This window comes from Streptomyces sp. SID5910 (assembly GCF_009862125.1).
Lineage (GTDB): Bacteria > Actinomycetota > Actinomycetes > Streptomycetales > Streptomycetaceae > Streptomyces.
In genome coordinates, this window is record NZ_WWHX01000193.1 from 1 (window position 1) to 21,767 (window position 21,767).

Below are 21,767 nucleotides of genomic sequence, written 5' to 3' on the forward strand. Positions count from 1 at the left end.
CGGTCCGGGGCCGGGCGTGTGCAGCCTCGGGGGTTACCGGCGGGTAAGTCACGTTCGTTCCAGAACGGCCGTCACACCCTGTCCGCCCGCCGCGCACACGGAGATCAGGCCGCGCCCCGGCCCCTCCCGCTCGGCGAGCAGCTTGGCCAGCGTCGCGACGATCCGGGCGCCGGTCGCCGCGAAGGGGTGACCGGTGGCCAGGGAGGACCCGGCCACGTTCAGCCGGTCGCGGTCCACCGGGGCCAGCCCCCGCTTCTCCCAGGCCGCCAGCGTGGCCAGCACCTGCGAGGCGAACGCCTCGTGGATCTCGACCAGGTCGAAGTCCCCGATGCCGAGCCCGGCCCGCTCCAGCATGCGCGGCACCGCGTACGCCGGGGCCATCAGCAGACCGTCCTCGCCGCCCACGACGTCACCGCCGGCGAAGTCCACGGCCGCCGTCTCGTACGCCGTGAGGTACGCGAGCGGTTCCAGGCCCCGCGCCTTCGCCCACTCCTCGCTCGCCAGCAGCACCGTCGCCGCGCCGTCCGTCAGGGGCGTCGAGTTGCCCGCGGTCATGGTGGGTTCGGGCCCGGACCGGCCGAACACCGGCTTCAGCGCGGCCAGTTTCTCCGCCGTGGAGCCGGGGCGCAGGTTCTGGTCGCGCTCCAGGCCTCGGAAGGGCACCACCAGGTCCTGGAAGAAGCCGCGTTCGTACGCTGCCGCCAGCCGCTGGTGGCTCGTCGCCGCCAACTCGTCCTGGGCCTCGCGGGAGACGCCCCAGGCGCGGGCGGTGACCGCGGCGTGCTCGCCCATCGACAGGCCGGTGCGCGGCTCGGCGTTGCGCGGGATGTCCGGGACCAGGTGGGCCGGACGCACCTTGGCCAGGGCCTTCAGACGGCCGCCGGCCGACTTCGCCCGGCGGGCCTCCAGCAGGATGCGGCGCAGCCGGTCGTTGACGCCGAGCGGCGCGTCGCTCGCGGTGTCGGCGCCGCCCGCCACCGCCGACTCGGTCTGGCCGAGGGCGATCTTGTTGGCGGCGGCGATCACGGCCTGGAGCCCGGTGCCGCAGGCCTGCTGGATGTCGTAGGCGGGCGTGCGCGGGTCCAGCGCCGAGCCGAGGACCGTCTCGCGGGCGAGGTTGAAGTCGCGGCTGTGCTTGAGGACCGCGCCGGCGACGAACTCGCCCACCGCGCCCGGCTCCGTCAGGCCGTACCGCTCGGCGAGCGCGTCCAGGGAGGCGGTGAGCATCTCCTGGTTGGAGGCGGTGGCGTACGGCCCGTCGGAGCGGGCGAAGGGGACACGCGCACCGCCGATGACCGCGACGCGCCGGACCGACGGCGGCTTCAGGGGGCTCATCTCGATCTGCTCCTCACCCGGGAACACTGCACGACAAGGCTTTACCTTCGGTAACCTTACTCCAGAGTAAGCATTTGTCGGAGTCCCTTCACGGAGCTGGGAGCCCTCCATGGCCGACCGCTATCTGACCTTCACCGGCACCGCGCCCGGCCGCTTCCTGACCCGCCGGCTCGGCCTGCCCCGGCCCGCGGAGCTGATCCGCCGCACGCCCGGCACCGCGCGTCTCGACGGGGGCCTGCTGCACCTGACCGCCGGCAAGACCGACCTCGGCCTCGCGCCCGTCCTCGCCCGCACGGGCCTCGGCCCCGACGACACCGGCCGCCCCGCCGCCGTCGTCCTCGACGCCACCGGCGTCCGCGACGTCGACGCGCTCGCCGAGGTCCACGCCGCCCTGCACCCCGTCGTCGGGTCGGTCACCGCGAGCGGCCGGGTGGTGGTGCTCGGCGCCCCGCTCGACGCCGCCGACCACCACCAGGCCGCCGCCCAGCAGGCGTTGGAGGGCTTCACCCGCTCGCTCGGCAAGGAGATCGGCCGGGGCAGGACCGTCAACCTGGTCCGGCTCACCGACGCCCACGCCGCCGAGTCGACCCTGCGCTTCCTCCTCTCCCCCGCCTCCGCCTACGTCAGCGGCCAGGTCATCGAGGTGGGACCGGGCGAGGTCACCGCCCCCGGCGACCGGGACCGCCCGCTCGCCGGACGCACCGCGCTGGTCACCGGCGCCGCCCGCGGCATCGGCGCGGCCGTCGCCGAGACCCTCGCCGGGCAGGGCGCCCACGTCGTCGTCCTGGACGTGCCCCAGGCCGAGAAGGACGCCCGCGAGGTCGCCGAACGCCTCGGCGGCACCGCCCTCGCCCTCGACATCACCGCCGCCGACGCGGGCGACCGCATCGCCGCCGCCCTGCCCGGCGGCCTCGACGTCCTCGTCCACAACGCCGGCATCACCCGCGACCGACGCCTGGTCAACATGCCCGCCGACCGCTGGAGTTCCGTCCTCGACGTCAATCTCGCGAGCGTCCTGCGCACCACCGACGCGCTCCTCGCCGCCGGCGCCCTCCACCGGGGCGGCGCGATCGTGGCCACCGCCTCCATCGCCGGGATCGCGGGCAACGCCGGGCAGACCAACTACGGCGCGAGCAAGGCGGGCGTCGTCGGTCTGGTCCGCGCCCTCGCGCCCCGCGCGCTCGCCGAGCACGGGGTGACGGTGAACGCGGTCGCGCCGGGCTTCATCGAGACCAGGATGACCGCGGCCGTGCCCCTCCTCATCCGCGAGGCGGGCCGCCGTATGAACTCCCTCGCCCAGGGCGGCCTTCCCGTCGACGTCGCGGAGACCACCGCCTGGCTCGCCCACCCGGCCTCGGGCACCGTCAACGGCCAGGTCGTCCGGGTCTGCGGCCAGAGCCTGCTGGGGGCCTGATGACCAGCGCCGCTCCCACCACGACCACGCTCACCGGCGTCCCCGCCCTGCCCCCGCTCCTCGCCCGCGGCGCGCTGCTCTCCCCCCTCAAGCGGCCCCGCCCGGACGCCGACCTGCCGCCCGCCCGGCTCGTCCTGCCCGGCCTGCGCGTCGACTTCGCCCGGCTGGCCGCCTACGAGCGGGTGTGCGGCTTCGCCACCGGCGCCGACGCGCTGCCACCGACGTATCCGCACGTCCTCGGCTTCCCCCTCGCCATGCGCCTGATGAGCCGCCGCGCCTTCCCCCTGCCGCTGCTCGGGCTCGTCCACACCTCGATCGACCTCACCCGGCGCGCACCGCTCCCGGCGAGCGGGACCTACGAACTCGCCGTGCACGTCGACGCCCTGCGCCCGCACCGGCGCGGCACCGAGGCCGTGGTCGTGACCGAACTGCGGGCGGGCGGCGCCCTGGTGTGGGACTCCCGCAGCACCTACCTGGCCCGGCACCGCACCCAGGGCCAGCCCACTCCCGGCATCCCGCGCCAGGAGGACGCGCCGCTGCCCGCGCGGGCCGAGTGGCGGCTGCCCGGCGACCTCGGGCGGCGCTACGGCGCCGCGTCCGGCGACCGCAACCCGATCCACCTGCACCCGCTCAGCGCCCGCCTGTTCGGCTTCCCGCGGGCCATCGCGCACGGCATGTGGACCGTCGCCCGCTGCCTCGCCGAACACGGCACACCGGAGACGGCCGTGGTCCGCGCGTCCTTCCGGGCGCCGGTCCTGCTGCCGGGGACGGTGACGTACGGGGCCGCGGGCGGACGGTTCGAGCTGCGCGGCGGCGGCGACGGCCGGCGGCTGCACCTGTCCGGCGAGGTCGCCCCCTACCCGGCGGGCTGAGCCACCGCCACCGCCTCCGCCGCAGCCTCCGCCGCCGGCTCTTCCGGGGGCGACCAGGGCCGGTCCGCCATCAGGTCGCCCAGGCCCGCCCAGGCGAAGTTCATCAGGGTCGCCGCCGCCTGCTTCGCGCTGACGCCCTCGGTCGCGCCCGCCCAGTCGGCCAGCGACTCGGCGGCCCCGACCAGGGCCTCGGCGAGCCCGGCGACCTCCCGCTCGGGCAGGTGCGGATCCCGGTGGGCGTCCCGGGCGGCGGCGGCGATGAGCTGCGTCACGAACGCGACGATCTCCTCCCGCATCGCGGCGACCTCCGCGGCGAACCGCTCGCCGTGGGTGCGGGCCTGGAGGTGGAGGACCGCCCACGCGTCAGGGTGGCCGGCGGTATGGGTGAAGAACGCCCGCAGCCCCGACCACAGTTGCCCGTCGGCCGTCAGCCCCGGCCGCACCCCGGCCCGCACCGCCTCGGTCAGCGCCCGCGCCTCACGGCGGATGCAGGCGGTGAACAGGTCTTCCTTCGAGTTCAGGTAGAGATACACCAGCGGCTTGGACACGCCCGCGAGTTCGGCGATCTCGTCCATCGACGCCGCCATGTACCCGCGCTGTCCGAAGATGCGCACCGCGGCGTCCAGCATCTGCTGCTCACGGACCGCTCGCGGCATCCGCTTGGTCTTCCCCACACCCATGCGCATCAGCGTACGGTCCGCGCGCTCATGCCAGTGGCGTCCGGACGTGGGCACGTCCGGACGCCACTGGCGCCGTCAGGCGATCGAACGGTCGGCGGTCAGGCCGCGACCGGGACGGGCTCCGCGTCCTGCTTCTCCCGCTCCGGCTCGTCCAGCGGCGAGCTGTGCGCCTCGTCGTAGGCCTTCCGGTCGAGCAGGCCCTCGCGGGCGGAGACGATCACCGGGACCAGCGCCTGGCCGGCGACGTTGGTCGCGGTGCGCATCATGTCCAGGATCGGGTCGATCGCGAGGAGGAGGCCGACGCCCTCCATGGGCAGGCCCAGGGTGGACAGGGTCAGCGTCAGCATGACCGTGGCGCCGGTCAGACCGGCCGTGGCGGCGGAGCCGACCACCGACACGAAGGCGATCAGCAGGTAGTCGCCGACACCGAGGTCGATGCCGAAGATCTGCGCGACGAAGATCGCGGCGATCGCCGGGTAGATCGCGGCGCAGCCGTCCATCTTGGTCGTCGCGCCGAACGGCACGGCGAAGGACGCGTACTCCTTCGGGACGCCGAGGCGCTCGGTGACCTTCTGGGTCAGCGGCATGGTGCCCACGGACGACCGGGAGACGAAGGCCAGCTGGATGGCGGGCCAGGCGCCCTTGAAGAACTGGAGCGGGCTGGCCTTGGCGACGGTCGCGAGCAGCACCGGGTAGACCACGAAGAGGACGATCGCGCAGCCGACGTAGATGTCGGCGGTGAAGGTCGCGTACTTGCCGATCAGGTCCCAGCCGTAGGTGGCGATGGCGCGGCCGATGAGGCCGACGGTGCCAAGCGGGGCCAGGCGGATGACCCACCACAGGGCCTTCTGGAGGAGTTCGAGGATGGACTCGCTCAGGTTCAGGATCGGCTGGGCCTTCTCGCCGAGCTGGAGGGCGGCGATACCGGCGACGGCGGCCATGAAGACGATCTGGAGCACGTTCAGCTCGGTGAACGGCGTGATGACGTCGGTCGGCACGATGCCGGTCAGGAAGTCGATCCAGGAGCCGGTGTGCTCGGGCTTGCCGCCGTCGGCCGGGGTGAGGCCGGTGCCCGCGCCGGGGTTGGTGACCAGGCCGATGACGAGGCCGATGGCCACCGCGATCAGCGACGTGATCATGAACCAGAGGAGGGTGCGGGACGCCAGGCGCGCCGCGTTGTTGACCTTCCGCAGGTTGGTGATCGAGACGAGGATCGCGAAGAAGACGAGCGGCGCGACGGCCAGCTTCAGCAGGCCGATGAAGGTGTCACCGACCTTCTCCAGGGTGGTGACCAGCCAGGAGACGTCCTGGCTGCGGGCCAGCCAGCCCAGCAGGACGCCGAGCACGAGACCGGCGATTATCTGGGCCCAGAAGGGCACCTTGAAGGACTTGGTGAGGGAGGACACGGACAGGCTCCGTAAGGGGACGGGACGCGGGGACGGACGCGCAGTGCTGACGTGGAGAACGGCGGGATGAGGGGGAACGTCAGGGGCGACAGTTCGCGGACGCGCACCGACAGAGGTCCACGTGCAGGCGCGCCACGAGCCCGAGGCTCGGCGGTGTGGCGGGCGCGGCTGCTGACATCATGCGTATGACTTTAACACTCATGCTTTGGGACCCCCAAAGCCTCGCTTTGAGAGGCTGGAGTGCACTACTGCCCGTAAAACGCAAAGCGCCCCGGTTTCCAGTGATTCGGAAACCGGGGCGTTCGAGTATGTGAGGGAGGTTACGAGGTCTGGCCCTGCGCGCGGGCGGCGTCGTCGGCGAGGTCCTCCTGGCCGCGGCTGGCCTCCAGGTTGGCCTTCATGCGGTCCACCCGCCGCACGACCTGCACGGAGGCCCGGTCGCGCTCCTTGCGCAGCACCACGAAGCTGATGGGCGCCGAGAGGAGCAGCGACAGCAGCACGATCCACATGCCGTTGGAGTCGCCGAGGCCACGCGGGAACACGCCGGCGTAGACGAGGCCCCAGACGGCCACGAGGCAGGCCACGAAGACACCGAGGCGCATCAGCGTGTAGCGGAGCATCTCAATCCACTCTTCCGTTTGGGGGAGGCCAGAACGTACCCAAAAGGGCACCGTCCAGTGAAGCACGCCGCGGCCCGTCCGCCACAGCCGGGGTGCCGCGCTCAGGTCAGCGGCAGCAGCAGCGTGATGTCGTCCCGGTCGTCGCCCGGCGCCACCCGGATCGCGTCGGGCACCCGGCCGACCTCCTTGTAGCCGCAGGACGCGTAGAACCGCTCCAGGCCGAGGCCGCCGCGGCAGGTGAGCCGGATCGCCTCGATGCCGTCGACCGAGCGGGCGGCGTCGGCGGCGGCGGCCATCAGGTCCCGGCCGTATCCCCGGCCCTGGTGCCGCGGGTGGACCATCACCGTGTAGAGCCACAGCCAGTGGCCCATCAGCCGGTGCGTGTTGAGGGCGAGGAACGCGGTGGCGGCCACCTGGCCGTCCTCGTCGTGGCCGACGAGCAGGCGGGTGCGGCCCTCGACCATGGCCACCATGTGCTTGACCAGCTCGGGCCGGACGTCCTCCCGGCTCACCGGCGGCACGAAGCCGACGGAGCCGCCGGCGTTGGACACGTCGGTCCACAGGCCGAGGACGCCGTCGCGCAGCTCGGGGGTCAGGGCGGGGTCGAGCGTGAAGGTAAGAGGCACGGATGCATGTTACCTATTACGTCAAGGCCCCCGCCGCCACCTCCAGGTCGGAGACCAGGCCCCGGTAGGCGCCCTCCCGGTCGTCCGCCCGCAGCACCGCCGAGGGGTGCACCGTGGGGACCAGCCTCTCGGGCCGCCCGTGGATCTCCTCCTCCAGCACGGTGCCGCGCACCTGCGTGACCCGGAACGACGAGCCGAGCAGCGCCTTTCCGGCGGTGGCGCCGAGCACGACGATCAGCTCGGGCTCCACGAGGGCCAGCTCGGCGGCCAGCCAGGGGCCGCACGCGGTCGCCTCGCGCAGGGTGGGCGCCTTGTGGATACGGCGCTTGCGGGGCTCGGCCTGCGTGAACTTGAAGTGCTTGACGGCGTTGGTGACGTACGCGTCCGCTGGGTCGATGCCGGCTTCGGCCAGGGCGCGGTCGAGGAGTTTGCCGGCGGGGCCGACGAAGGGCCTGCCCTGACGGTCCTCCTGATCGCCGGGCTGCTCACCGACGAGCATGACCCGAGCGGACGCCTTGCCGGCGCCGAAGACGGTCTGGGTGGCGTCCCTGTGCAGGGGGCACCCGCGGCAGCCGGCGGCGGCGTCGCGGAGAGCGGTGAGGCTGCGGCCGCGCTTCGGGACGAAGGGTTGTGCGGTGTAGTCGTCCTCGGGGGTCATGGGCTGCGGGTACCCGCCGGGGGCGGTTCGGATCCGCTGCCGGGTGCGGGTGGTCTGCGGTTGCTCGCGCAGTTCCCCGCGCCCCTTCGGGGCACGTTCACCGGCGCCCCTGAAAAGGCTCCGGGACTGTCCCGACTCAGGGGCGCGGGGAACTGCGCGATCAGCCCCCACCGGCCCGCGGCCGGACGACAACCGCGAAAATCACACCCGCATCGGCTGCGGCGACTCCCGCCGCTCCGGGTCGGGGCCCTCGAACTCCCGGAGGACCTCGTAGCGCGTGTTCCGTTCCACCGGCCGGAACCCCGCGTCGCGGATCAGGTCGAGCAGATCGTCCCGCGTCAGCTTGCTCGGCGTGCCGAAGTCGTCCGCGTCGTGCGTGATCTTGTACTCGACCACCGACCCGTCCATGTCGTCCGCACCGTGCTGAAGCGCCAGCTGCGCCGTCTGGACGCCGTGCATGACCCAGAAGACCTTGACGTGCGGCACGTTGTCGAACAGCAGCCGCGACACCGCGAAGGTCTTCAGCGCCTCCGCACCCGTCGCCATCTGCGTCCGCGCCTGAAGCCGGTTGCGAACCTTCCCGTCCTTCATGTCCACGAAGTCGTGCTGGTAGCGCAGCGGGATGAAGACCTGGAAGCCGTTCGTCTCGTCCTGGAGCTCACGCAGCCGCAGCACGTGGTCCACGCGGTGACGCGGCTCCTCGATGTGGCCGTAGAGCATGGTGCACGGGGTCTTGAGGCCCTTCTCGTGCGCCAGGCGGTGGATGCGCGACCAGTCCTCCCAGTGGGTGCGGTGGTCGACGATGTGCTGCCGCACCTCCCAGTCGAAGATCTCCGCACCGCCGCCGGTCAGCGACTCCAGACCGGCGTCGATCAGCTCGTCCAGGATGTCGGAGGCGGACATCCCGGAGATCGTCTCGAAGTGGTGGATCTCCGTGGCCGTGAACGCCTTCAGCGACACGTTAGGCAGCGCGGCCTTCAGCTCCCGCAGCGAGCGCGGGTAGTAGCGCCACGGCAGGTTCGGGTGGAGGCCGTTGACGATGTGCAGCTCGGTGAGGTTCTCGCCCTCCATCTCCTTGGCGAGCTTCACCGCCTCCTCGATGCGCATCGTGTACGCGTCCTTCTCCCCCGGCTTGCGCTGGAAGGAGCAGTACGCGCAGGACGCGGTGCACACGTTGGTCATGTTGAGGTGGCGGTTGACGTTGAAGTGGACGACGTCGCCGTTCTTCCGCGTCCGCACCTCGTGCGCGAGGCCGCCGAGCCAGGCCAGGTCGTCCGACTCGTACAGCGCGATGCCGTCCTCGCGGGTCAGCCGCTCACCGGAGCGGACCTTCTGCTCCAGCTCCCGCTTGAGCCCGGCGTCCATGCGTTACCTCTTTCTCCGACAGGGTCCGTCAGACCCGGTAAACCGTACGCCCCGCGCCCTACACCTCTTCGGGCAGCTCGCCCACCCGGTTCTCCCACTTGGTGGAGAGCACGATGGTGGTACGGGTGCGGGAGACGCCCTTCGTGCCGGACAGCCGGCGGATGATGCTCTCCAGGCCGTCCACGTCGGCCGCGCGCACCTTGAGCATGTAGGAGTCGTCGCCGGCGATGAACCAGCAGTCCTCGATCTCCTGGAGGTCCCGCAGCCGCTGGGCGACGTCCTCGTGGTCGGCGGCGTCGGAGAGCGAGACGCCGACCAGGGCGGTGACGCCGAGACCGAGCGACGCGGAGTCGACGGTGGCCCGGTAGCCGGTGATGACACCGGCCGCCTCCAGCCGGTTGATGCGGTCGGTGACGCTGGGTCCCGACAGTCCGACGAGGCGTCCCAGCTCCGCGTAGGAGGCCCGGCCGTTCTCCCTCAGGGCCTGGATGAGCTGCCTGTCCACCGCGTCCATGCGATCGAAGCCTTCCGCTGAAGAGGTCTGAAGATACGTGTGGGGGGAGATGGTGCTCGTGAGCTGCGTTCGTGGGGTCTGCTCGTGGGGTGCTCGGTGTCAGCCGGTGGTGCGCGACCCTCCGCCGAGCTCGCCGCGCCAGCGGCGGTACAGGCCGTGCTCGACGCCCGCCGCGTCCAGGACGCGTCCGGCGACGAAGTCGACCAGGTCCTGGATGTGCGTCGCCCCCGCGTAGAAGGCCGGGGACGCGGGCACCACGGCCGCGCCCGCGTCGTCCAGGGTCACCAGGTGCCGCAGCGTCCGGCCGTCCAGCGGGGTCTCGCGTACGGCCACGACCAGCTTGCGCCCCTCCTTCAGGGTGACGCTCGCCGCCCGTTGCAGCAGGTCCTTGGAGAGCCCCAGCGCGACCCCGGCCACGCAGGCCGTGGACGCGGGCACGATCAGCATGCCCTTGGCGGGGTACGACCCCGAGGACGGCCCGGCCGCGAGGTCGCCCGCGCTCCAGTGCCGTACGCGGTCGCCGCCGAGGTCGACGTCGAAGGTGCCGGGCTTGCCGTCGGCTCCGCGGGCCAGCCACTCGCGCAGGTCGTGCTGCCAGTGGGCGTCGCGGAAGGAGATGCCGGTCTCGTCGAGCAGGGTGAGCCGTGAGGCCCGGCTGACCACCAGGTCGACGCTCTCGCCCGCGGCGAGGAGCGCCCGGAGCACGGATGCCGCGTACGGCGTACCGGATGCCCCCGACACCCCCACGATCCAAGGCGCGCGCTGCGTCTGTCCTGGCTTCATGATGTCGAGCCTAGCCGCAGGCTCCGAGTATTCAGACGGTGAGGCCCCGAACCAGCAGGTCGAGCAGCGCGCACACGAACAGGGCGATGCCGATGAAGCCGTTGACGCTGAAGAACGCCCTGTTCAGGCGGGACAGGTCGTGCGGCTTGACGATCGTGTGCTCGTAGACGAAGGCGCCGGCGACGATCAGCAGGCCGAGCCAGAAGAAGACACCGGCGCCGGTGGCGACGGCGTACCAGGCGAACAGGCCGGTGGTGACGGTGTGGCAGGCGCGGGCGCCCCAGATGGCCGCGGGAATCCCGAAGCGGGCCGGGACCGACTTCACGCCGACCCGGCGGTCGGTCTCGACGTCCTGGCAGGCGTAGATCAGGTCGAAGCCGCCGATCCAGATGCCGACGGCGAGGCCGAGGATCACGGCCTCCCAGGACCACTCGCCGCTGATGGCGAGCCAGCCGCCGATGGGGCCCATGGCCTGGGCGAGGCCGAGGATGGCCTGCGGGAAGTTCGTGAACCGCTTGCCGTACGGATACACCACCATCGGGATCACCGCGATGGGCGCGAGGGCGAGGCAGAGCGGGTTGAGCAGGGCGGCCGCGCCGAGGAAGACGACGAGGGCGACGAGCGCGCCGGTCCAGGCGTGCCGGACCGACATCGCGCCGGTGACCAGCTCGCGGTGGGCGGTGCGCGGGTTACGGGCGTCGATCTCGCGGTCGATGATCCGGTTGACGGCCATCGCGAAGGTGCGCAGGCCGACCATGGCGACGGTGACCAGGAGCAGCCGGCCCCAGTGGATGTTCTTGTCCCAGTCGTACATCGCGGTCAGGGCGGCGATGTAGGCGAAGGGCAGCGCGAAGACCGAGTGCTCGATCATCACCAGGCGCAGGAACGCCTTGGTGCGCCCCGGCTGCTGCGGCAGCGCGGCGGATGCCGACGTCACAGTCCGTACTCCTTCCAGCGGCGGTCGACCTTCGCCGCCGTATCCGGGTCGGACAGCACCATGTCCGGCCAGCCCCCGTCCCGCGTGTACCCCTCCTCGGGGAGCTTCCTCGTCGCGTCGATGCCCGCCTTGCCGCCCCAGAACTGCTGGTAGGAGGCGTGGTCGAGATGGTCGACCGGGCCCTCGACGACGGTGAGGTCACGGGCGTAGTCGGTGTTGCCGAGCGCGCGCCAGGCGACCTCGTGCAGGTCGTGGACGTCGCAGTCGGAGTCGACGACCACGATCAGCTTGGTCAGGGACATCATGTGCGCACCCCAGATGGCGTGCATCACCTTCTGGGCGTGTTTGGGGTACTTCTTGTCGATCGACACGATCGCACAGTTGTGGAAGCCGCCCGCCTCCGGGAGGTGGTAGTCCACGATGTCCGGCACGATGATCTTGAGGAGCGGGAGGAAGAACCGCTCCGTCGCCCGGCCCAGCGGCCCGTCCTCCGTCGGGGGCCGGCCGACCACGATCGACTGGAGCAGCGGGCGCTTGCGCATCGTCACGCAGTCGATCGTCAGGGCCGGGAAGGGCTCCTGCGGGGTGTAGAAGCCGGTGTGGTCGCCGAACGGGCCCTCGGGCAGCATCTCGCCGGGCTCCAGCCAGCCCTCGATGACGACCTCGGCCTGCGCGGGCACCTGGAGCGGCACCGTCTTGCAGTCGACCATCTCGACCCGCTTGCCCTGGAGGAAGCCGGCGAACAGGTACTCGTCGATGTCGCCGGGCAGCGGGGCGGTGGAGGCGTACGTCACGGCGGGCGGGCAGCCGAAGGCGATGGCCACGGGCAGGCGCTCACCGCGCCGGGCGGCCACCTGGTAGTGGTTGCGGCTGTCCTTGTGGATCTGCCAGTGCATGCCGATGGTGCGCTTGTCGTGGCGCTGGAGCCGGTACAGGCCCAGGTTGCGGATGCCCGTCTCCGGGTCCTTGGTGTGGGTGAGGCCCAGGTTGAAGAAGGAGCCGCCGTCGTCGGGCCAGGTGAAGAGGGCGGGCAGCCGCTCCAGGTCCACGTCGTCGCCGGTGAGGACGACCTCCTGGACGGGGGCGCTGCCCGGCTTCACCTTCTTCGGCGGCACGTGCGTCATCGTGCCGAGCTTGCCGAAGGCCTCGCGCATGCCGACGAAGCCCTGCGGCAGTTCGGGCTTCAGCAGCCCGCCGATCTTGTCGGAGATGTCGCCGTACGACTTGAGGCCGAGGGCCTTGAGCAGGCGCCGGTCGGTGCCGAAGACGTTCATGGCCAGCGGCATCGCCGAGCCCTTCACGTTCTCGAAGAGCAGGGCGGGACCGCCGGCCTTGTTCACCCGGTCGACGATCTCCCCGACCTCCAGGTACGGATCCACCTCGGCCTTGATGCGCTTGAGGTCGCCCTCGCGCTCCAGCGCCCTGAGCAGGGAGCGAAGATCGTCGTAAGCCATGCGGTCCAGTATCCCCGAGCGGCTACGCTGGCCCTGTACCTGGGGGCCGTGACGCGTCCCCGCCCACCGCTTGAGCTGGAGAGGCCCATGCTCCGGGTGCTGATGTTCCTCGTGCCACTGGCGTTGAGCGTGTACGCGTTCATCGACTGCATCAGCACGAAGGACGAGGACATCCGCCACATGCCGAAGCCGCTGTGGGCGATCCTCGTGCTGCTGTTCCCGCTGGTCGGGTCGATCTCCTGGCTCATCGCGGGCAAGAAGCGGCAGCAGGCCGGCGCGGCGTCCTGGCAGGGCGGCGGCCGGCGGCAGTGGGTCGCGCCGGACGACAACCCCGACTTCCTGAAGTCCCTCGGCGAGGAGCGGGACAAGGGGACGGACGGCGACAAGGACGCGGACGAGGATCCCCGGCGGGACTGAGACCCTGCTTCCCCGTCCACCGAGCGGACCGGCCGGACCCGTGGTCCGTACGTTCCCCCCCGGGTCGTACGGGCGGGCACGAGTCCGGCCAGAGGGACAGTCTGGCACCACCGCACCCCGAATTGAAAGATCCTTCTAGAAAATCGCTTCAGCTCCGTGGCCGCTACCGGAGTACCTTTCTGGAAAGAGAGAGAACGGTCGCCCCATGAGCCCCAAGCAGCAACGCGGCGAGGCCACTGTCGAACTGCTCCTGGACGCCGCCCTGCGCCTCTACGGCCAGGAGGGCGAGCAGGGCCTGACCGTCAGCGCGGTGACCAAGGCCAGCGGCGTGAGCCTGGGCAGCCTCTACCACCACTTCGGGAGCATCGACGGCCTCGTCGACGCGCTGCTGATGCGGTGGCTGGAGCGGCTGCTGGGCGAGATGGTCACCGCGCTGGAACGTTCACGCACCGCCCGGACCGGCGTCCGTGCCCTGGTGCGCACCTACCTGTCCTTCGTCCGGGAGCACCCGGCGGCGGGCCGGCTTCTGCACTCGTCCCACGCCGACCGTCTCGGCATGGCCCAGGCCAAGCAGCTCCGTGACACCCAGGAGGCCAGGCTGACGCCGCTGGCCGGCTGGCTCCAGCGCCACGTCGACAAGGGGGAGATCGCGCCGCTCGCCCCGCCGCTGCTCGAGTCCCTCGTCCTCGGCCCGGTCATCGGCGTGTCCCGCCGCTGGCTGGCCGTCGGCGACGTCGACCTGGACGAGGCGGCGCGCGTCCTGCCGGAGCGCATCTGGCGGTCGGTGAGCACGGACGGGGCGTGACCGCGGCTGCCGGGCCCGGGAAGGCGCGGGGCCGCACGCTTGCCGGGGTCCGACATTGAGGACCCGGAACCGGGGCGGGCAAGCTGAACGGGCGGCGGGCGCCGCGCCGACGGACGGGGGCCGGGATGAAGCATGTGCCGTTCTTCCGGTGGGTCGTCGCGGTCGGGCTGCTGCTCGTCGGCTGTGCGGTGGGCCTCTACATGGCCGCACCGGAGTACCCCGAGCTGAAGCAGGTCGAGCTGACCGTCCTGCGCGAGGCACCCGACGGGACGTGCACGGTGCGCTGGACGGACCCGTTCGGCGCCGGCGAGCGTGCGGCGGCCCACCTCTGCGACGCGGACCGGGACCCGCTGCTGAAGGCACCGGAGTACGAGCCGGGGACCGGCCTCGGCTGGGACACGGGGTTCGTCCGCGCCGACGGGCCGCGCCGGGGGGACCTGTTCTCCTCGCAGGAGTACGACGACTTCGACCGGTCGGCCGGGCTGACCGACGCGCTGGCGGCGGGCGGGCTGCTCATGACGCTCGTCGGGGTCGTCGGCGGCAACGTCCGCTCCCTGATCCGGCTGAGCGGTGCGAGCCCGGCCGTCGTCCGCCGGGCGGAGGAGCTGAGGGAGGCCGCCCTGCGCGTGGCGCGGGATCACGCGCGCGCCGTGGAGGCGGTGCGCGGCGCGTGGGAGCCCCTGCACCAGGACCTGGTGCGTGAGCGCCTGGGCGCCATGCCGGTCGCGCGGCTGCGCCGGACCGCCGGAAGACGCCTGCCGGCGAGGGAGCTGGAGAAGCACGGCGTCCGCAGCGTGCGGGACGTGCTCGACACCGGGGCGTGGGGCCTGGCGCAGGCGTGCGGGACGGGGCGGCGTACGGCCGAGACCGTGTGGGACGCGGCGCGGCGGACGGCCGACGCCGTCTCGGCGGACACGACGGTACGGCTGGACGCCGGCCGGCCGGGACCGCGGACGGTGGCGCTGCTGAACGCGCTGCGGGTCCTGGTGGAGGCGGGCCCCGAGGCGCGGACCGTGGCGGAGGCGGGCCGCGACCTGGCCGCGGGGCTGGAACGACGGCTGGCCGACGCCGCGCCCGCGGCGGGATGGCGCCGCTTGCTGGACGCGGGGGCCGAGGAGCGGCGGCGTGCGGTGACCGCCGTGGCCGGGCTGCGCGGGCTGTTGGACGAGGCCGGACGGGCCGGTGTCCGGGCGCGGTTCGCGCAGGTCTCCGTCGACCTGCTGCGCGGGGCGGACGCCGACGCGGAGGGCCTGGCGGCGCGGACCGACTTCGAGGCACGCCCGGCGGCGTACTACGGCCTCCTCGCCGAGATCGCGACACCTCCCGGGCGGGAATGACGAAGGCCGGCCCCCGCGACCCGGGGTCGCGGGAACCGGCCTCTGCGTGCTTCGGGCGCGGTCAGAAACCGACCGACTGGAGCGCGCCCAGGCCGACGTCGGCGTAGGAGTGCTTGCCGGAGACGAAGATGTTCACGCCGTAGTAGTTGAACAGCCAGCAGGCGAACGCGGCCAGGGCCAGGTAGGCGGCCTTGCGGCCCTTCCAGCCGGCCGTCGCGCGGGCGTGCAGGTAGCAGGCGTACGCGACCCACGTGATGAACGACCAGGTCTCCTTGGGGTCCCAGCCCCAGTAGCGGCCCCAGGCGTCGCCCGCCCAGATCGCGCCCGCGATGATCGTGAACGTCCACAGCGGGAAGACGGCCGCGTTGACGCGGTAGGCGAACTTGTCGAGGGACGCGGCGGCGGGCAGGCGGTCCAGGACCGAGTTGGCGAAGCGGCCGGGGGTGCCGCCGGTGGCGAGCTTGTTCTCGAACGAGTCCTTGAACAGGTACAGGATCGTGGAGACGGCACCGACGTAGAAGACCGCGCCGCAGAAGATCGCCGTCGAGACGTGGATGTACAGCCAGTACGAGTGCAGGGCCGGGACCAGCTGGTCGCTCGCGGTGTAGAGGACCGTGACGGCGAGGCCCAGGTCCAGCAGCACCGTGGTGATCAGGGGCAGGCCGAGCCAGCGGATGTTCTTCTTCAGCGCGAGCAGCGCGAGGTACACGCCGGTGGCGACCGTCGTGAACGTGATGTTGAACTCGTACATGTTGCCCCACGGCGCCCGCTGCACCGACAGGGCCCGCGCGAGCACGCCGCCGGCCTCGATGGCGAAGGCGAGCACGGTGAGGGAGATGGCGATCCGCCCGTAGAGGTCGCCCTTCTCCGTGCCGCCGTGGGCGCCCGGACCGTCCGGCACGTCGCGGGAGCCGGCCGCCGTGCGCACGACGACCTGCGGCCGCTCCAGGACGGTGGTGCCGCCGGCCTTGTTCACGGTGACCGCCGGGGCGGCGGCCTTCGCCTTGGCGTCCGTGTCCGCGGTGAGCGCGGCGGCGGTGCGGCCGACCTTGCTGCGGCTGCCGAAGAGCCACTCGGCGATGTACGCGAAGAACGCCAGGGTGTAGACGGCCATCGCGGAGTAGATCAGCGTGTTGCTGAGGTTCGCGAGATGCTCGTTGGTCGCGACGGCCAACTCTGTTGCGGCGTCTGTTGCGGCGGCGAGAGTCACTTCTCAGCCCCTTCGGCAGGTACGGCTCGGGGATCGGGGGTTTCTGGATCGGCGTCGGCGTCTGGTGCGCCGGGCGCCCGCTCGTACAGGACCCCGGCCAGCTCGCCGAGCTCCTCGGGTACCTTCGCGGACTCGCTGCGGCCGAGTCCGGCCATCTCGACGACCGTGACACCGTCGGCGCCCTTGACGGCCCGCACCCACACGCGGCGGCGCTGGATGAACAGGGAGCCGGCCAGGCCCAGGATGGCGACGACCGCGCCGCCGAGCGCCCAGCCGCTGGCGGGCTGCCGGGTGACCTGGAAGTTGGCCCATTCCTGGACGCCGTCGAAGGTCACCGTCCCGGCGCCGTTGGGCAGGGTCATGGTGTCGCCGACCTTGAGCTGCTTCTTGAACAGCTGGCCGTCGGAGCCCTTGAACTCCTTCAGCTTGGTCTTGTCGAGCTGGTAGATGCTCTTCGGGAAGCCCGCGTCGACACCGAGGTCGCCGTGGTAGGCGGAGAGCGCGAGCATCGGGTTGAGCAGCGCCGGGAAGGTCGAGAACATCGCGCTGCCCTTGCCGCCGTACGTCGGCAGGAAGAACGCGTTGAAGCCGAGCTGCTCCTTGACGCCCTCGGGGTTGCGGTAGCCGTCGCGGACCATGACGGCGCCGGATGAGGTGACGTTGGAGTCCAGCGGCAGCAGCGCCGTCGCCTCGCGGTCCATGACCACGTTGCCCTTGCCGTCCTTGACGGTGAGGATCGGCGCGTAGCCGTGGGCGGTGAGGTAGACCTTCGAGCCGTCGATCTCCAGCGGCTCGTTGACCTTGATGGTGGTCGCCTCGTCCTTGCCGTAGGCGCCCTCGCTGTAGACGACCTTGGCCTCGTAGACGCGCGGGGTGCCGCGGTTGGGGCCCGTCGCCTCGTACGTACCGTGGAAGTCCTTCAGGGAGAAACTGAAGGGCGCCAGGTCGTGGTCCGGGTCGAACAGGTTGCCGGACTTGAAGTCGTCGTACTGCGTGAGGGTGTTGGAGAAGCCGTCACCCTCAAGGATCAGCTTGTTGCCCTCGTACTTGAACAGCTGGCCCCAGGCGAAGGCGATCAGCATCACGATCAGCGCGACGTGGAAGGCGAGGTTGCCGGCCTCGCGCAGATAGCCCTTCTCGCCGGCGACGGCGTCATCGACGCGGTGGGCGCGGAAGCGGCGCTTCTTCAGCAGCGCCAGCGCCGCCTCGCGGACCTCCTCGGGCTCGGCCCCGGTGCGCCAGGTGGTGTAGGCGGGCAGCCGGGTCAGCCGCCGGGGCGCGCCCGGCGGGCGGCCGCGGAGCTGGCCGACGAACTGCCAGGTGCGCGGGACGATGCAGCCGATGAGGGAGACGAACAGCAGGATGTAGATCGCGGAGAACCACACCGAGCTGTAGACGTGGAAGAGGCCGAGCTTGTCGTAGAGCGGCCCCAGCACGTCGTGGTTCGCGCGGAAGTCGTCGGCCTTGGTGGCGTCGACGCCCTCCTGCGGGATCAGCGACCCGGGGATCGCGCCCAGCGACAGCAGCAGGAGCAGCAGCAGCGCCACCCGCATGGAGGTGAGCTGCCGCCAGAACCAGCGGATCCAGCCGACGACGCCGAGGGAGGGAAGGTTCGGCGACTCCTCCTCGGGGGCGGTGGAGAGCTGGGAGCCGGCGGCGCCGAGGTCCTGGTCGTCACCGGTCCCCGGGGTCTTCCCCGGCACCGTTCGCGAAGTGCTGCTCATCGATTCAGATTCCCACGTCGAAGCCGGAGGACCAGGTCTGCATGTCCTGCACCATGCTGTCCCACGCGCCGGTCAGCAGCAGCAGACCGGTCGCGATCATCATGACGCCGCCGACACGCATCACCCATACGTAGTGGCGCTTGATCCAGCCGAAGGCGCCGAGCGCCTTGCGGAAGGCGACCGCGGCGAGCACGAACGGCACGCCGAGGCCGAGGCAGTAGGCCACGGTCAGTAGGGCGCCGCGCCCGGCGGTGCCCTGCTGGGAGGAGAGCACCAGCACCGAGGACAGGGTCGGGCCGATGCAGGGCGTCCAGCCGATGCCGAACAGGGCGCCGAGCACGGGCGCGCCGACCAGGCCGCTCACGGGCTTGCGGTGGAAGCGGAACTCACGCTGGGTCAGCCAGGGCATCAGGCCCATGAAGAACACGCCCATGAGCACCATGAAGACGCCCAGCACCTTGGTGAGGACGCCCCGGTTGGCCTGGAGCGTCTCGCCGAAGTAGCCGAACAGCGCGCCGCCGGAGACGAACACGGCGGTGAAGCCGAGGACGAAGAGGGAGGCGCCGGCGACCATCCGGCCGCGCCGGGCCTCGCCGAGGTCGGTGCCGGTGACGCCGGTCACGTAGGAGAGGTAGCCGGGCACGAGCGGCAGGACGCAGGGCGAGAAGAAGGAGACGAGGCCGCCGAGGAGCGCGACGGGGAGGGCGACCAGCAGGGCGCCGTTGAGCACCGTGCCGTTGTAGCCGTCCGCAGCGAGCGTGGACATCACGGTCACGTCACTTCCCCGGCTTCTCCGCGAGGAACGGCGCGAGCATCTTGCGCAGCTTCTCCTCGCTGAGCCCCTGGAGGCTGCGCGCGGCGACCTTCCCGTCCCGGTCGACGACGAGCGTCGACGGGATGGCCTGCGGGTTGAGGGTGCCCTTCTCGAACCGGAGCATCATCTTGCCGGTGGGGTCGTACAGGCTGGGGTACGTGATCCCGTAGTCCTTCTCGAAGGACCGGGCCGGACCGATGGAGGGGTCACGGGTGTTGATGCCGACGAACTGGACGCCCTGGTCCTTGACGTCCCGGTAGACCGTCTCCAGGTTCTTCGCCTCGGCACGGCAGGGCCCGCACCAGGAACCCCACACGTTGATGACGACGATCTTGCCCTGGTAGTCGGCGATGTCGACCTGTCCGCCGTCGACGGTCTCGCCGGACAGCTCGGGGGCGTCCGCCCGCTCCCCCTTCTTGGCGGTGGAGATGCCGTCCGAGCCGGTGATGAAGCCGGTCTGGCCGCCACCGCCGGACGTGCCTCCCAAGCTGCACGCGGACACGAGGAGCGTGGCCACGGCCGCGCCGGCGGTCAGGGCGACGCGACGGCGGACGCGGGCGGCGGTGCGGTTCGAGCGCAGGGGGGCGCGGCTGGCGGCACTCATGTGAAAAGTTTCGCATGTCCGTTCCGGGGATCTTGCGCACCCCCCTCACGGGCGGAAACCCGCATTTCAGGCGGCGTTCCCGGTGGGTGTCGCGGCGCCCGTGGAGGCCCCGGCGAGGAGGGTGTTCCAGCCGCCGGCGGGCCGCTGCCCGACCTCGACCGTACGGAGCTTGGCCAGCACCTCGGGCTTCTGCACGTCCAGCCAGTCGGTGAACTGGCGGAAGGAGACGAGCCGGATGTCCCCGCCCTTCTCCTTCTCCCGCGCGATGTGCTTGAGGGCGTTCTCGACGGCGTCCATGTAGATGCCGCCGTTCCACTCCTCGAAGTGGTTGCCGATGAAGAAGGGCGCCCGGTTCGTCTCGCATGCCCGCTTGAAGCCTGATATGTAGGCGTTGGTGGCCTGTTCGCGCCAGCCCGGGTAGTTGTGGGCGGGCGCCTTGGTCGAGTTGAGCGACTGGTTGGCGAGGATGTTGTAGTCCATCGAGAGGACCTCGAAGGAGTGGCCGGGGAAAGGTATCTGCTGGAGCGGCAGGTCCCAGATCCCGTCCTTCTTCGCCGGCCACACCTGACGGCCGCCGGGCGAGGAGGCGTCGTAGCGCCAGCCCAGCTCGCGGGCGGTGGGCAGCAGGTTGTCCTGGCCGAGCAGACAGGGCGTGCGGCCGCCGACGAGTTCCTTGTCGTAGTCGAAGGGCAGCGAGGGCAGGTCGGTCCAGCCGGTGTTGGTCTTCCACTCCTTGACGAAGGACTTCGCCTGGTCGATCTCGCTGCGCCACTGCGCCGGCGTCCAGTTGCCGACCGTGCCGCCGCCACCGCAGAAGTGGCCGTTGAAGTGGGTGCCGATCTCGTGGCCGTCCAGCCAGGCCCGGCGGACGTTCTTCAGCGTCTCCTTGATGTGGTCGTCGGTGAGGTAGCCGATGTCCGAGGCGCCGCGCGGGTTGTTGGGCGGGTCGTAGAGGCGCTTCTTCGACTCGGGCAGCAGATACAGCCCCGAGAGGAAGAAGGTCATGTGCGCGCCGTGCTCCTGCGCGAGGTCGAGGAAGCGCGGGAAGAGCCCGTTGCCGACCTCCCCCGCACCGTCCCAGGAGAAGACGACGAACTGCGGCGGGGTCTCGCCGGGCTCCAGCGGCACGGGCGCGTCGGGCTGGTGCGGCTGCTTGCCGGTGTACGCCGTGGAGCCGTCGCCGATCGGGCGGGCCGGGGGCGCGCTGCTCCCGGACGGCGAGGGCCCCTTGCCGGCACCGCCGGCCTGACCGGCCTGGTGCGAGCCGTCCGCCGACGGGTGGGAGCCGCAGCCCGCGAGCCCGGCGGCGGCCGCGGCGCCCGCGCCGAGTCCGAGCATCCCCCTGCGGGTGAGAGTGCGGGTGGAAGTGCGCATCGCAACCTCGTTCGTCACGTCCTCTGGTGGTCACTGGGTGAGAGGACGTGACGAACGGGCGGGTTCCGGATACTTGTGCGGATTCCGTAACGAGGTTCGCGTACGGCGGGCCGCCGAAGGCGCTCGTACGGCCGTCAGGCCCCGAAGGCCTTGCCCTGCCCCTTCACCGGCCGGGCCCCCGCGAGGAGGTGGGCCGGGACGAGGTCACGCGCGGGCTCGGTGTAGCCGACGGACACGATCCGGTCGCCCCGGAACGTGAACGACGTCAGGGACGCCAGCGTGCACTGCCGCTTGCGCGGGTCGTGCCACAGCCGCCGCCGCTCGACGTACGACCGCAGGATCCAGATGGGCAGCTGGTGGCTGACGACGACGGCCTCGTGCCCGCGTGCCCGGTCCTTCGCGGCGTTCAGCGCGCCCATCATCCGCACCACCTGGTCGACGTACGGCTCGCCCCAGGACGGCTTGAAGGGGTTGACGACGTGCTTCCAGTTGGCGGGCCGGCGCAGCGCGCCGTCACCGATGCCGAAGGTCTTGCCCTGGAAGACGTTGTCGGCCTCGATGAGCCGCTCGTCGGTGTCCAGGTCCAGGCCGTGCGCCTTGGCGATCGGCGTCGCCGTCTCCTGCGCCCGCTCCAGCGGGGAGGCCACGACGTACGTCACGTCGCGCGGGGCGAGGTGCTCGGCGACCCGGTCGGCCATGCGCCGGCCCAGCTCGGACAGGTGGTAGCCGGGCAGCCGGCCGTAGAGCACGCCGGTCGGGTTCTCGACCTCGCCGTGCCGCATCACGTGGACGACGGTCAGCTCGTCCTTCTTCTCCCC

The 21,767-nt window shown here is 71.7% G+C and carries 23 protein-coding genes; 5 read left to right on the top strand and 18 right to left on the bottom strand.

Translation table 11 applies throughout. The features are described 5' to 3' along the window. Positions 1-48 precede the first annotated feature (48 nt). Positions 49-1,335 carry an acetyl-CoA C-acetyltransferase gene (locus GTW67_RS06610; protein ID WP_161163860.1) on the bottom strand — a complete coding sequence of 429 codons (1,287 nt, stop codon included), beginning with the start codon at positions 1,333-1,335 and terminating at the stop codon, positions 49-51. Positions 1,336-1,444: 109 nt separating this feature from the next. Between GTW67_RS06610 and GTW67_RS06615 the strand changes: the two genes are divergently transcribed. Together GTW67_RS06615 and GTW67_RS06620 are read left to right on the top strand one after the other, a co-directional pair. After that, a complete protein-coding gene (locus tag GTW67_RS06615) occupies positions 1,445-2,749 on the top strand; it encodes a 3-oxoacyl-ACP reductase (RefSeq protein WP_161163861.1) in 1,305 nt (434 codons plus the stop codon). After that, the gene (locus GTW67_RS06620) at positions 2,749-3,621 is read left to right on the top strand and encodes a MaoC family dehydratase (protein WP_161163862.1); all 873 of its coding nucleotides are present in this window, start codon (positions 2,749-2,751) and stop codon (positions 3,619-3,621) included. Before GTW67_RS06615 ends, GTW67_RS06620 begins: the two co-directional genes overlap by 1 nt. Here the strand turns inward: GTW67_RS06620 and GTW67_RS06625 are convergent. The 11 genes from GTW67_RS06625 to GTW67_RS06670 form a co-directional block, all read right to left on the bottom strand. Next, positions 3,606-4,301: a TetR/AcrR family transcriptional regulator gene (locus tag GTW67_RS06625; protein ID WP_161163863.1), complete on the bottom strand. Its 696-nt coding sequence runs from the start codon at positions 4,299-4,301 to the stop codon at positions 3,606-3,608. The genes GTW67_RS06620 and GTW67_RS06625 overlap by 16 nt on opposite strands. 98 nt (positions 4,302-4,399) lie before the next feature. Beyond that, entirely contained in the window at positions 4,400-5,713 is a 1,314-nt protein-coding gene (locus tag GTW67_RS06630) for a dicarboxylate/amino acid:cation symporter (RefSeq protein ID WP_161163887.1), read from the bottom strand. 73 nt (positions 5,714-5,786) lie between these two features. Beyond that, positions 5,787-5,909: a putative leader peptide gene (locus tag GTW67_RS38320; RefSeq protein WP_346010577.1), complete on the bottom strand. Its 123-nt coding sequence runs from the start codon at positions 5,907-5,909 to the stop codon at positions 5,787-5,789. 118 nt (positions 5,910-6,027) lie between these two features. After that, positions 6,028-6,327, bottom strand: a complete 300-nt coding sequence (locus GTW67_RS06635; protein WP_161163864.1) for a DUF4229 domain-containing protein — start codon at positions 6,325-6,327, stop codon at positions 6,028-6,030. 101 nt (positions 6,328-6,428) lie between these two features. Continuing rightward, positions 6,429-6,953 (bottom strand): GNAT family N-acetyltransferase, encoded by a 525-nt coding sequence (locus tag GTW67_RS06640; RefSeq protein ID WP_161163865.1) that lies wholly within the window; start codon positions 6,951-6,953, stop codon positions 6,429-6,431. Between the two features lie 16 nt (positions 6,954-6,969). Next, on the bottom strand, positions 6,970-7,782 hold the full coding sequence (locus GTW67_RS06645) for a UdgX family uracil-DNA binding protein (RefSeq protein ID WP_346010578.1): 813 nt from the start codon (positions 7,780-7,782) through the stop codon (positions 6,970-6,972). Between the two features lie 30 nt (positions 7,783-7,812). After that, positions 7,813-8,976, bottom strand: a complete 1,164-nt coding sequence (mqnE, locus tag GTW67_RS06650; protein ID WP_161163866.1) for an aminofutalosine synthase MqnE — start codon at positions 8,974-8,976, stop codon at positions 7,813-7,815. 58 nt (positions 8,977-9,034) lie between these two features. Further along, positions 9,035-9,490 carry an Lrp/AsnC family transcriptional regulator gene (locus GTW67_RS06655; RefSeq protein ID WP_161163867.1) on the bottom strand — a complete coding sequence of 152 codons (456 nt, stop codon included), beginning with the start codon at positions 9,488-9,490 and terminating at the stop codon, positions 9,035-9,037. Positions 9,491-9,589: 99 nt separating this feature from the next. Continuing rightward, complete coding sequence (locus GTW67_RS06660) at positions 9,590-10,273, bottom strand: UbiX family flavin prenyltransferase (protein ID WP_161163868.1); 684 nt, start codon at positions 10,271-10,273, stop codon at positions 9,590-9,592. A 31-nt stretch (positions 10,274-10,304) separates the two neighbouring features. Continuing rightward, complete coding sequence (gene mqnP / locus GTW67_RS06665; protein ID WP_161163869.1) at positions 10,305-11,210, bottom strand: menaquinone biosynthesis prenyltransferase MqnP; 906 nt, start codon at positions 11,208-11,210, stop codon at positions 10,305-10,307. Beyond that, positions 11,207-12,664, bottom strand: coding sequence for a menaquinone biosynthesis decarboxylase (locus GTW67_RS06670; protein ID WP_161163870.1), 1,458 nt, complete (start codon positions 12,662-12,664; stop codon positions 11,207-11,209). The genes mqnP and GTW67_RS06670 overlap by 4 nt, the downstream gene beginning before the upstream one ends. Before the next feature lie 87 nt (positions 12,665-12,751). Between GTW67_RS06670 and GTW67_RS06675 the strand changes: the two genes are divergently transcribed. From GTW67_RS06675 to GTW67_RS06685, 3 genes are all read left to right on the top strand, one after another. Further along, complete coding sequence (locus GTW67_RS06675; protein ID WP_161163871.1) at positions 12,752-13,081, top strand: PLD nuclease N-terminal domain-containing protein; 330 nt, start codon at positions 12,752-12,754, stop codon at positions 13,079-13,081. 205 nt (positions 13,082-13,286) lie between these two features. After that, positions 13,287-13,886: a TetR/AcrR family transcriptional regulator gene (locus tag GTW67_RS06680; RefSeq protein ID WP_161163872.1), complete on the top strand. Its 600-nt coding sequence runs from the start codon at positions 13,287-13,289 to the stop codon at positions 13,884-13,886. Positions 13,887-14,011: 125 nt separating this feature from the next. Then, the gene (locus GTW67_RS06685) at positions 14,012-15,223 is read left to right on the top strand and encodes a hypothetical protein (protein ID WP_161163873.1); all 1,212 of its coding nucleotides are present in this window, start codon (positions 14,012-14,014) and stop codon (positions 15,221-15,223) included. Between the two features lie 61 nt (positions 15,224-15,284). On the opposite strand, the gene ccsB is transcribed toward GTW67_RS06685, so the two are convergent. The 6 genes from ccsB to GTW67_RS06715 form a co-directional block, all read right to left on the bottom strand. Next, positions 15,285-16,433: a c-type cytochrome biogenesis protein CcsB gene (gene ccsB / locus GTW67_RS06690; protein WP_161163874.1), complete on the bottom strand. Its 1,149-nt coding sequence runs from the start codon at positions 16,431-16,433 to the stop codon at positions 15,285-15,287. Further along, positions 16,430-18,157 carry a cytochrome c biogenesis protein ResB gene (gene resB / locus GTW67_RS06695; RefSeq protein ID WP_161163875.1) on the bottom strand — a complete coding sequence of 576 codons (1,728 nt, stop codon included), beginning with the start codon at positions 18,155-18,157 and terminating at the stop codon, positions 16,430-16,432. The genes ccsB and resB overlap by 4 nt, the downstream gene beginning before the upstream one ends. Before the next feature lie 4 nt (positions 18,158-18,161). After that, positions 18,162-18,923: a cytochrome c biogenesis CcdA family protein gene (locus GTW67_RS06700; RefSeq protein WP_202436896.1), complete on the bottom strand. Its 762-nt coding sequence runs from the start codon at positions 18,921-18,923 to the stop codon at positions 18,162-18,164. Between the two features lie 10 nt (positions 18,924-18,933). After that, positions 18,934-19,575, bottom strand: a complete 642-nt coding sequence (locus GTW67_RS06705; RefSeq protein WP_161163877.1) for a TlpA family protein disulfide reductase — start codon at positions 19,573-19,575, stop codon at positions 18,934-18,936. A 66-nt stretch (positions 19,576-19,641) separates the two neighbouring features. After that, positions 19,642-20,949 carry a polysaccharide deacetylase family protein gene (locus GTW67_RS06710; protein WP_202436892.1) on the bottom strand — a complete coding sequence of 436 codons (1,308 nt, stop codon included), beginning with the start codon at positions 20,947-20,949 and terminating at the stop codon, positions 19,642-19,644. A 134-nt stretch (positions 20,950-21,083) separates the two neighbouring features. Then, complete coding sequence (locus GTW67_RS06715; protein WP_161163890.1) at positions 21,084-21,731, bottom strand: histidine phosphatase family protein; 648 nt, start codon at positions 21,729-21,731, stop codon at positions 21,084-21,086. Between the last annotated feature and the right edge of the window lie 36 nt (positions 21,732-21,767).

What these genes read in the sequence shown, in the direction of transcription:
- GTW67_RS06610 (WP_161163860.1), bottom strand. Translation starts at nt 1,335, where the DNA reads ATGAGCCCCCTGAAGCCGCCGTCGGTCCGGCGCGTCGCGGTCATCGGC.
- GTW67_RS06615 (WP_161163861.1), top strand. Translation starts at nt 1,445, where the DNA reads ATGGCCGACCGCTATCTGACCTTCACCGGCACCGCGCCCGGCCGCTTC.
- GTW67_RS06620 (WP_161163862.1), top strand. Translation starts at nt 2,749, where the DNA reads ATGACCAGCGCCGCTCCCACCACGACCACGCTCACCGGCGTCCCCGCC.
- GTW67_RS06625 (WP_161163863.1), bottom strand. Translation starts at nt 4,301, where the DNA reads ATGGGTGTGGGGAAGACCAAGCGGATGCCGCGAGCGGTCCGTGAGCAG.
- GTW67_RS38320 (WP_346010577.1), bottom strand. Translation starts at nt 5,909, where the DNA reads ATGAGTGTTAAAGTCATACGCATGATGTCAGCAGCCGCGCCCGCCACA.
- GTW67_RS06635 (WP_161163864.1), bottom strand. Translation starts at nt 6,327, where the DNA reads ATGCTCCGCTACACGCTGATGCGCCTCGGTGTCTTCGTGGCCTGCCTC.
- mqnE (WP_161163866.1), bottom strand. Translation starts at nt 8,976, where the DNA reads ATGGACGCCGGGCTCAAGCGGGAGCTGGAGCAGAAGGTCCGCTCCGGT.
- GTW67_RS06655 (WP_161163867.1), bottom strand. Translation starts at nt 9,490, where the DNA reads ATGGACGCGGTGGACAGGCAGCTCATCCAGGCCCTGAGGGAGAACGGC.
- GTW67_RS06660 (WP_161163868.1), bottom strand. Translation starts at nt 10,273, where the DNA reads ATGAAGCCAGGACAGACGCAGCGCGCGCCTTGGATCGTGGGGGTGTCG.
- GTW67_RS06670 (WP_161163870.1), bottom strand. Translation starts at nt 12,664, where the DNA reads ATGGCTTACGACGATCTTCGCTCCCTGCTCAGGGCGCTGGAGCGCGAG.
- GTW67_RS06675 (WP_161163871.1), top strand. Translation starts at nt 12,752, where the DNA reads ATGCTCCGGGTGCTGATGTTCCTCGTGCCACTGGCGTTGAGCGTGTAC.
- GTW67_RS06680 (WP_161163872.1), top strand. Translation starts at nt 13,287, where the DNA reads ATGAGCCCCAAGCAGCAACGCGGCGAGGCCACTGTCGAACTGCTCCTG.
- GTW67_RS06685 (WP_161163873.1), top strand. Translation starts at nt 14,012, where the DNA reads ATGAAGCATGTGCCGTTCTTCCGGTGGGTCGTCGCGGTCGGGCTGCTG.
- resB (WP_161163875.1), bottom strand. Translation starts at nt 18,157, where the DNA reads ATGAGCAGCACTTCGCGAACGGTGCCGGGGAAGACCCCGGGGACCGGT.
- GTW67_RS06700 (WP_202436896.1), bottom strand. Translation starts at nt 18,923, where the DNA reads ATGTCCACGCTCGCTGCGGACGGCTACAACGGCACGGTGCTCAACGGC.
- GTW67_RS06705 (WP_161163877.1), bottom strand. Translation starts at nt 19,575, where the DNA reads ATGAGTGCCGCCAGCCGCGCCCCCCTGCGCTCGAACCGCACCGCCGCC.
- GTW67_RS06710 (WP_202436892.1), bottom strand. Translation starts at nt 20,949, where the DNA reads ATGCGCACTTCCACCCGCACTCTCACCCGCAGGGGGATGCTCGGACTC.
- GTW67_RS06715 (WP_161163890.1), bottom strand. Translation starts at nt 21,731, where the DNA reads ATGCGGCACGGCGAGGTCGAGAACCCGACCGGCGTGCTCTACGGCCGG.